Origin of the sequence: Micromonospora sp. 15K316, from assembly GCF_004348525.1 — a bacterium.
Lineage (GTDB): Bacteria > Actinomycetota > Actinomycetes > Mycobacteriales > Micromonosporaceae > Micromonospora.
Genome location: NZ_SMKG01000248.1, coordinates 1 through 8254, shown reverse-complemented (window position 1 = coordinate 8254; position 8254 = coordinate 1). Strand labels below are relative to the sequence as shown.

At 73.4% G+C, this 8254-nt stretch carries 10 protein-coding genes and 1 pseudogene; 5 read left to right on the top strand and 6 right to left on the bottom strand.

Going from position 1 to position 8254, the window contains the following annotated elements; translation table 11 throughout:
- A partial coding sequence (locus E1211_RS28240; RefSeq protein ID WP_371686209.1) for an ROK family protein occupies nt 1–1044 on the top strand: 1044 nt, incomplete at its 5' end.
- 135 nt (nt 1045–1179) lie between these two features.
- On the opposite strand, the gene E1211_RS28235 is transcribed toward E1211_RS28240, so the two are convergent.
- Nucleotides 1180–1380 carry a DUF397 domain-containing protein gene (locus tag E1211_RS28235; protein WP_132352633.1) on the bottom strand — a complete coding sequence of 67 codons (201 nt, stop codon included), beginning with the start codon at nt 1378–1380 and terminating at the stop codon, nt 1180–1182.
- A gap of 5 nt (nt 1381–1385) precedes the next feature.
- The gene (locus E1211_RS28230) at nt 1386–2231 is read right to left on the bottom strand and encodes a helix-turn-helix transcriptional regulator (RefSeq protein ID WP_132352631.1); all 846 of its coding nucleotides are present in this window, start codon (nt 2229–2231) and stop codon (nt 1386–1388) included.
- A 275-nt stretch (nt 2232–2506) separates the two neighbouring features.
- On the opposite strand from E1211_RS28230, the gene E1211_RS28225 reads away from it, so the two are divergent.
- The gene (locus E1211_RS28225) at nt 2507–2725 is read left to right on the top strand and encodes a hypothetical protein (protein WP_132352624.1); all 219 of its coding nucleotides are present in this window, start codon (nt 2507–2509) and stop codon (nt 2723–2725) included.
- A gap of 59 nt (nt 2726–2784) precedes the next feature.
- On the opposite strand, the gene E1211_RS28220 is transcribed toward E1211_RS28225, so the two are convergent.
- Nucleotides 2785–4071, bottom strand: a complete 1287-nt coding sequence (locus tag E1211_RS28220; protein WP_132352622.1) for a 26S protease regulatory subunit — start codon at nt 4069–4071, stop codon at nt 2785–2787.
- Nucleotides 4072–4271: 200 nt separating this feature from the next.
- Here E1211_RS28220 and E1211_RS28215 point away from each other — a divergent pair, with 200 nt between their 5' ends.
- A complete protein-coding gene (locus E1211_RS28215; protein WP_132352620.1) occupies nt 4272–5378 on the top strand; it encodes a D-alanine--D-alanine ligase family protein in 1107 nt (368 codons plus the stop codon).
- 71 nt (nt 5379–5449) lie between these two features.
- Here the strand turns inward: E1211_RS28215 and E1211_RS28210 are convergent, their stop codons facing one another.
- Together E1211_RS28210 and E1211_RS28205 are read right to left on the bottom strand one after the other, a co-directional pair.
- On the bottom strand, nt 5450–6094 hold the full coding sequence (locus E1211_RS28210) for a DUF3515 family protein (RefSeq protein ID WP_132352618.1): 645 nt from the start codon (nt 6092–6094) through the stop codon (nt 5450–5452).
- On the bottom strand, nt 6095–6328 hold the full coding sequence (locus E1211_RS28205) for an Lrp/AsnC ligand binding domain-containing protein (RefSeq protein WP_132352616.1): 234 nt from the start codon (nt 6326–6328) through the stop codon (nt 6095–6097).
- A gap of 146 nt (nt 6329–6474) precedes the next feature.
- Here E1211_RS28205 and E1211_RS28200 point away from each other — a divergent pair, with 146 nt between their 5' ends.
- Both E1211_RS28200 and E1211_RS28195 read left to right on the top strand, forming a co-directional pair.
- Entirely contained in the window at nt 6475–7413 is a 939-nt protein-coding gene (locus E1211_RS28200) for a thiamine-phosphate kinase (RefSeq protein ID WP_132352635.1), read from the top strand.
- Between the two features lie 18 nt (nt 7414–7431).
- Nucleotides 7432–7899: a GNAT family N-acetyltransferase gene (locus tag E1211_RS28195; RefSeq protein WP_132352614.1), complete on the top strand. Its 468-nt coding sequence runs from the start codon at nt 7432–7434 to the stop codon at nt 7897–7899.
- A gap of 90 nt (nt 7900–7989) precedes the next feature.
- Here the strand turns inward: E1211_RS28195 and E1211_RS32770 are convergent.
- Nucleotides 7990–8254 (bottom strand): annotated as a pseudogene (locus E1211_RS32770) (biotin carboxylase); the annotation flags it as partial.

The window sequence follows — 8254 nt, the reverse complement described above, 5'->3', positions numbered from 1 at the left end:
AGCCAGGGGGTGCCGGTGGTGGTCGGGCTGGACAACGGCGGGAGCAGCAACAACGCCACCGTCCTGACCGCGGACGGTCGGTTCCTGGTGGACGAGCTGGTGGAGATACCGAGCGAGGTGCACGCCGGGCCGGAGGCGGCGATCGAGGCGCTGGCCCGGGCGCTGGACGGCGTCCTGGCTTACACCGGTGTGCCGCGTGAGCTGGTGCGCGCGGTGGGGCTGGACACTCCCGGCCCGGCGAGCGCGACCGGGGTGATCTCCTCCCGCGGGTCGACCAACTTCTCCGAACCGGCCTGGCGGGGCTTCGACGTGCGCGGTGCGCTCGAACGGCGGCTCGGCCTGCCGGTGACGTACCACAACGACGGCAACGCCGCCGCGCTCTACGCCCATCACGTCCACTTCGGGGGCGACGCGATGCTCCGGTCGTCGGTCTCGGCGATCGTCGGCACCGGTCTCGGCGGTGGCGTGGTGGAGAGCGGTCGGGTGGTGGCCGGGGCGGCCGGGATGGCGGGCGAGCTGGGCCACGTGCACATCCCGCTCACCGGGCTGCTCACCCCGGAGCAGCCTGTGCCGGGCTGTGCCTGCGGGTTCGACGGGGACGTGGAGAGCGTCGCCTCGCTGACCGGCATCGAACGCAACCTGCTGCCGTACTGGCTGGGCCGGTACCCCGATCACCCGTTGGCCGCCGAGTCGCCGGCCCGGGCGGCCCGGCTGGTTCGCGGCTACGGCGAGCGGGGTGACGAGCTGGCGCGCGCCATCTTCACCCAGCAGGCGATGGCCATCGGACGGCTCTTCACCATCGCCGCGAACTTCACCGATCCACACGCCTACTTCGTGGGTGGGGGCGTGGTGGAGGCGGCGCCGGAGTTCCGTGACTGGTTCCTGGCGACCGTTCGCGAGCACACCACGCTGCGAGCGGAGCAGGCCGCCGTGGCGACCTTCGCCCTGGTGCCGGAGCGGGACATGGCGGGTGCGCGGGGCGTGGCCATCGCCGCCCTGGAGGCGCTGCGGGGCGGGCCCGCGCCCGCCCCGGTGATGGCCTGAGGGTGTGCCGGCCGGCCGCCACCCACCGGCGGCCGGCCCGGCCCACCTGAGGGTGTGCTGGCCGGCCACCGCCCACCGGCGGCCGGCCCGGCCCACGGGTCCGGCCACCGCCCACCGGTGGCCGGACGCGCTGGGTCAGCGCTGCGGCGGCGCCTGGGCGAACGCGGCCCAGGCCGTCGGCGAGAAGAGCAGGGCCGGGCCGTGCGGGTCCTTGGAGTCGCGTACCGCGACCAGCTCAGGGACCACCGCCACCTCCACGCAGGCACCCTCGTCACCGCTGCGGCTGCTCTTGTGCCAGCCGGCTGCGGCCAGGGCCGCGCTGATCGTCGGTGTCATCCGTCCTACCGTCCCTTCAGGAGTTGGAAGAGCTTGTCGCGGCTGTCCGCGGGACTGAGCGCGACCGTCCGCAGGTGTTCCATGATCTTGGTGCAGGTACGCAGGTCACCGGGACCGTCGAGGATCATCTGACCGGCCACCGTCTCCACGGAGGCGATGATCGGGTCCTCCGGGTCGGCGAACTCCAGGATGTGCAGCGAGCCCCGGGTGCCGCGGTGGTAACCGGCGGCCAGTGGGATCACCTGGACGGTGATGTTCGGCAGCTCGGCCATCTTCACCAGGTGTTGCAGTTGGCCCTCCATCGCCGACCGGTCGCCGACCGGCCGCAGCAGCGCGCCCTCGTCGATGATGGCGTCGAGGATGGGCGGGGTGTCGCCGGTGAGCCGTTGCTGGCGGTCGAGGCGCAGCTTGACGCGCTGCTCGACCTGCTCGTCACTGAGGGTGTGCGGGCCGCCGCGCATCACGCCACGGATGTAGTCGGCGGTCTGGAGCAGGCCGGGCACCACCGAGGGCTCGAAGTTGGCGATGCCGGTCGCCTCGGCTTCCAGCGCGATGAAGTCGATGGTGCGGCGGTCCAGGAGGTACGAGTAGGACACCCACCAGCCGGGCTTGCGCGCGTCCTTGGCCAGCTGCACCGCTCCGGCGATCTCGTCGGGTGCCACGCCGTAGAGCGTGAGGAGGGCGCGAACGGTGGCGGGCTTGACCGGTGACTGGGCGTTCTCGTAGCGCGAGAGGGTGCTGCGGGTGCTGCTGATCTCGTCGGCCGCCGCTTCCAGGGTCAGGCCGGCGGCCTCCCGGTGGGTGCGCAGGGCGAGGCCGAGACGGCGGGCGCGAGCGGTCTTCGGAGCCATGCATCGATGGTTGCACACATTTCTGGGAATCGGTACATGAGAGAACGCCGGTGAGAGTTGCATTCACGCCTGCACACCTGTCAATCTGTTACAGCGTCCTCACCGCCGGTTGTCGTGGCGACGGTGGTGGTGAGCGACCGGAGGGGATGGGGCGCGCGGCGGTCGGGTTTCTCCCCCGTACCCGATCGCCGCGTGCCGCGCCGTCCCTGCCTGGCGGAGGGAGTGAACGTGCGTACCGGCCCGCGAGTCCACCCCGACCACCCCGGGAGTCGGCGATGACCCGCTTCCTGGTGGTGCTCACCGACGTGCGGCCGTTCGAGGCGAGCGGCCGCAACGAGCGGACCTCCCCGGAGCGACGACGTCAGGTCGTCGGCGCCAGCAGCCGGGAGGCGGCCGACCGGATCGCCGGCGCGTTCATGGCGTTGGGCATGGTGCGCGCCGGCCGGCAGCGGGTGAAGGTGATCGCCGTCGGGCGGCGGCACTCCCGCGATTGACCACGTCGGACGGACCGCAACCCGCGCCGACCGGGCGGGCCGGCCCGCGGACCCACCGGTCAGAGCAGCTTGCGCCGCTTGAGGTACGCGACCAGGTCGTCGTAGACGCCGCCCTCGTTGGCGAACATGGCGACGTTGCGCGCGGTGGCCATCCAGGGCCGGGTCGACGGGCGGACCTCCTTGACGGCGCGGTCGAAGTCCCGCTGCTCGATCATCCGTACCTCGCCGCTGCGCAGCGAGTCCGCCATCGCGTACTCCGCCGCGGTCTCGCAGAGGTGCGCCAGGTCCGCCCCCGAGTAATCCTCGGTGGCCGCCACGATCCGGCGCAGGTCGATGCCGGCGATGGGCCGCTCCCGCAGGTGGTACTCGAGCACCGCCGCGCGGGCCTCGGCGTCCGGCGGCAGCACCAGCACGACCCGGTCGAGCCGGCCGGGGCGGCGCAGCGCCGGGTCGACGTCCCAGGGAGTGTTCGTGGCGGCCAGCACGAAGACCCCCTCGTTGTTCCCCTCCATGCCGTCCAGCTCGGCGAGGAGCTGGTTGCCGAGCGTCCGCATCGAACTGGAGCTGACCTGCGAACGCTTGTGCCCCAGCGCGTCGATCTCGTCGAGGAAGAGCACGCAGGGCGCGTTGCGGCGGGCCGCCTGGAACAGCTCGTGCAGGTTCCGCTCCGAGTTGCCCAACCACATGTCGAGCACGTCCACGATGGAGAGTGAGACGAACTTCGCGCCCATCTCGCCGGCCACCGCCCGGGCCAGGAACGTCTTGCCGCAGCCGGGCGGCCCGTAGAGCATCAGCCCGCCGCGCAGGCTCTTGCCGTACATCCTGCGCAGCTGCGGGTTACGCAGCGGGCCGAGGAAGGCCAGCTCCAGCCGCTCCTTCACCGCCGACATCCCACCCACGTCGGCCAGCCGGACGGCCGAGGTCTCCACGTCGTACACCCGGTCGTGCTCACCCTCGACCGGCTCCGGCTCGTCGCCGGCCGGGGCGAACCGCGGCGGTACGACGTCGGCCAGCTCCCGCTCGTAGGCGGCGAGCGGGTTGCTCGCGTCGTCGCCGGAGGCCGGAGGCGTCGACGGCGGCGCGGTCGCCGCGCCGGATCCGCTCCTGGGCGCCGCGTCCGGGGCGGGCCTCGGCGCCGGTACGGACGCGCCGAGCGCGCGGTGCATCAACGCCTGAGCCTGCTCGTCGCCCGGGTCGCGGGCGAGCGCCTGACCGATCTGCGCGATCGCCTCCCCGCCCCGCCCCGAATCCAGCAGCAGGGTGGCGAGGTGCAGGCGCAGCGGGAGGTCGTCCGGACGAGCGTCGAGGGCGGCCCGCAGGCTGTCGATGAGGGCGTCGGAACTCACAGCGCAGCAGCGTAGTGCGGCGGCCGGAGGTGCGCGCGCCCTGTCGGCGTACGCACCCGCTGCGTGATTACTCACCGTAAATGCTCGCTGACCGGATTCGGGTATCACTGCGGCTCGTCCCGTATCCCCCGCAGCTCCCCACCACGCACAGTAAGGTCACCGGTGAGCCACCAGCGCCGCCGACCCGGAGAGGTGATTGCGTGACCACCCCTGGCAAGACCCGCGTGGCCGTCGTCTTCGGCGGTCGCAGCCCGGAGCACGGCATCTCCTGCGTCAGCGCCGGTGGCGTCATCGGCGCCCTCGACCCGGACGAGTACGAGGTGGTGCCGGTCGGCATCACCCGGGCCGGGCAGTGGGTGCTCACCGGCGGCGACCTTGAGCACCTCGCCATCCAGGCCCGGCAGTTGCCGGAGATCACCGCGGAGTCCGGCGTCGACCTGGTGCTGCGCGCCGACCCCACCGGGCACGGGCTGATGGTGCTCGACCAGGCCGAGGGGCCCCGGGCGCTCGCCGACGTCGACGTGGTCTTCCCCGTCCTGCACGGCGCGTACGGCGAGGACGGCACCATCCAGGGCCTGCTGGAGATGGCCGGCATCCCGTACGTCGGGGCGAACGTCTTCGCCTCGGCCGCCGCCATGGACAAGGAGTTCACCAAGAAGCTCTGCGCCGCCGAGGGCATCCCGATCGGCCCGTACGCCGTGCTGCGCAACGGGATGACGCTGAGCGAGGCCGACAAGGAGCGACTGGGCCTGCCGGTCTTCGTGAAGCCGTCCCGGGCCGGGTCGTCCTTCGGCGTCAGCAAGGTCAACGACTGGTCCGAACTGGACGACGCGGTCGCCGTCGCCCGCGAGATCGACCCGAAGGTGCTCGTCGAGGGCGCCATCGTCGGGCGGGAGGTCGAGTGCGGCGTGCTGGAGGGGGAGGCCGGCGGCAGCCCGGAGGCGTCGGTGCCCGCCGAGGTGCGGTTGGTCGCCGACCACGAGTTCTACGACTTCGAGGCGAAGTACATCGACTCCGCCCAGTCCTGCGAGTACTACGTCCCGGCCGACCTGCCGGAGCGGGTCACCCGCCAGGTCCAGGAGTACGCGGTCCGGTCCTTCACCGCGCTCGACTGCGCCGGGCTGGCCCGGGTCGACTTCTTCGTCACGCCCGAGTTGGAGGTCTACCTCAACGAGGTCAACACGATGCCGGGCTTCACCCCGACGTCGATGTTCCCGCAGATGTGGGCGGCCTCGGGGCTGGAGTACCCGAAGCTGGTCGACCGCCTCATCCGCACCGCCGTCGCCCGGGGCGTCGGCCTGCGCTGAGCCCTCCGCGCACGCGGTTGCCCACCGGCCGGTCGCCCGGCTGCGGCCAAGAGGTCAGCGCCGCCGGGAGGTCAACCGTGGCAGCCGGCGGGGATGTCGCCGCCGGAGGGGACCGAGGCGACGATCGTGTCCGAGATCGGCGGCACCCACTGCAACGCCGCCCCGTACTCGCGCGGCACCCGCACCTGGATCGCGGTCTCCCGGTCGACGGTGGTGAGCACGGTGGCGTCCGGCTCCTCGTCCGCGTACCAGCAGACCTTGTTGACCGAGTAGACGTCGGAGGTGGGCGGCAGGGCCGGCTCGGCGCCCCCGCAGGCCAGGGTGATGGCCGGGTCGCCGTACGCGGCGTTCTGCTCGGGCCCGGCGGTAACCGGACGCTGCGGCCGGTCGCGGACGGTCGGCGGCAGCTGGGAGAGCAGCGCCCGGCAGAGCGTGGCCGGACGGGCGGCCAGTGCCGGGGCGGCCATCTCGACCGGTGCGGTCGACTGCGGCGCGGCGGCGGTGGCCGACGGGGTCGACTCGGGGGCCGGAGCGTCCGGGGCGAGCTGGACGAGGGCGAGCACACCCACCAGCAGCGTGATCGGCAGCGCGATCAACGTCGCGATCAGGGCGGCCCGCCGGTTCGTGCCGTCCCGGCCACCCGGGGCAGCCGGGGACGCCTCGTCGGGCTGCTCGTCGGCCTGGTCGTCGACGGGAGATTGAGTGATCTTGTCCACTTACAGTCGCACCACGGAGCAGGTCAGAGTACGGGTGATGCCGGGCACCATCTGCACCTTGCTGACGATGAGCTTGCCGAGTTCGTCGACGGTGTTCGCCTCGGTGAGGACGACCACGTCGTACGGGCCGGTGACAGCGTCGACGCGCACCACGCCGGCGAGGTCCCCGATCCGCCCGGCCACGTCACGCGCGCGGCCGACCTCGGTCTGAATGAGGATGTACGCCTGTACCACGCCTCGACCTCCCTCCGTCGCCGCGTCGAGCGGCCCGAAGGGTGAAACTACCCTACGGTGCAGGTCCGATCCCTATCGGTGGTCGAGGAGAAGCGTTGAGCGAGCACGGCGGGGCCGGGCGGCAGGAGCGGAACGAGGATGGCGGAGTGAGCGTCGCGGCGGTCGGTGAGTTCGGGTTGATCGAGCGGGTGACCGCGCGCCTGCCCGCGGGGCCGGCCACCCTGCTGGGCCCCGGTGACGACGCGGCGGTGATCGCCGCACCGGACGCCCGGGTGGCCGCGTCGACCGACGTGCTGGTCGAGGGGCGGCACTTCCGGCGGGACTGGGGCAGCGCCCGGGACATCGGGCACCGGGCGGCGGCGGCGAACCTGGCCGACATCGCCGCCATGGGCGCCACCCCCACCGCGCTGCTGGTCGCCCTCTGCCTGCCCCCCGGGCTGGAGCTGAGCTGGGCGGAGGAGCTGGCCGACGGGCTGGCCGCCGAGGCGGGCACGGTCGGCGCGAGCGTGGTGGGCGGCGACATGTCGGCCAGTCCCACGCTGACCATCGCCGTGACGGCCCTCGGTGACCTGGGGGGACGGGCGCCCGTGCGCCGTGGTGGTGCTCGTCCCGGTGACGTCGTCGCCCTCGCCGGCCGCACGGGTTACGCCGCCGCCGGGCTGACCGTGCTCTCCCGCGGGTTCCGCACGCCCCGGCTGCTGGTCGAGGCGTACCGCCGGCCGGAGGTGCCGTACGCGGCGGGGCCGCAGGCCGCCCGGCTCGGGGCCACCGCCATGATCGACGTCTCCGACGGGCTCCTCGCCGACCTGGGACACGTGGCGCGGGCCAGCGGAGTCGCCGTCGACGTGCGGCGGGACGCCTTCGAGGTGCCTGCGCAGATGCGCGACGCGGCGCAGGCGTTGGGCGCCGACCCGTACGCCTGGCTCCTCGGCGGTGGGGAGGACCACGCGCTGGCCGCCACCTTCCCGCCGGACGTGGCCCTGCCCGCCCCGTGGCGGCCGATCGGCGCGGTGACGGCCGGTTCGGGGGTGACTGTCGACGGGGCGGAGTACGCCGGCTCGCCTGGCTGGGACCATTTCCGCTGAGGGTCGTACCCTTTGCCGGTGACTGAGATCGACATCCGCGTCGTGCCGTTCGACTCGGCGGTGGCGCAGAAGCTCATCCGGGCCGTGCTGGCCGATCTGGGCGCGCGGTACGGAGGCGAGGGCGACGAGACGCCGGTGGACGCCGCCGAGTTCGTCCCGCCGCACGGCATGTTCCTCGTCGCCCACCTCGACGGTGAGCCGGTCGGCTGCGGCGGTTGGCGCAGTCACGGCGAGGATGGCGACACGGCCGAGTTGAAGCGGATGTACACCGCCCCGGAGGCCCGGGGTCGCGGCGTGGCCCGCGCGGTGCTCGCGGCGATCGAGCGGTCGGCGCACGAGCACGGGCGCAAGCGGATGATCCTGGAGTGCGGCGACCAGCAGCCCGAGGCGATCGCCATGTACAGCTCGGCCGGTTACGAGCGCATCCCGAACTTCGGCTTCTACCGGGACTCGCCGAACTGCATCTCGTTCGGCCGTACCCTCTGAGCGCGCCCGATCCGGCGCCGCGGGCGGCGGGCCCGGCGGCGCCTCCGGGCTGCCGGCGGCCGGGTCCGCGGCGCCTCGGGGCCGCCCGGCTCAGCTGGTGACGATCTGGATCTGCTCGGCGGCCTTGCCGGCCGCCGCCGTGGCCTCGGTGGGATCGACGCCCCAGGCCATCACGTGTCCGCTGCGGGCCAGCGAATGGGTCACCTCGCCGACCGTCGTGCCGACAGTGACGTCGAACTGCACGTTCAGCACCCCGGCGACCCGGCGGGCCGCCCGTACGCCCTCGATGGCGCTGACGGTGCCCGGCGGGGCGACCAGGAACTCCACCGCCGCCCCGCCGGTCGTCCGGGTGGGG

Bases quoted from the DNA above. Each gene is read 5' to 3' on its own strand.
- E1211_RS28225 (WP_132352624.1), top strand. From the start codon at position 2,507: ATGACCCGCTTCCTGGTGGTGCTCACCGACGTGCGGCCGTTCGAGGCG.
- E1211_RS28235 (WP_132352633.1), bottom strand. From the start codon at position 1,380: ATGACACCGACGATCAGCGCGGCCCTGGCCGCAGCCGGCTGGCACAAG.
- E1211_RS28230 (WP_132352631.1), bottom strand. From the start codon at position 2,231: ATGGCTCCGAAGACCGCTCGCGCCCGCCGTCTCGGCCTCGCCCTGCGC.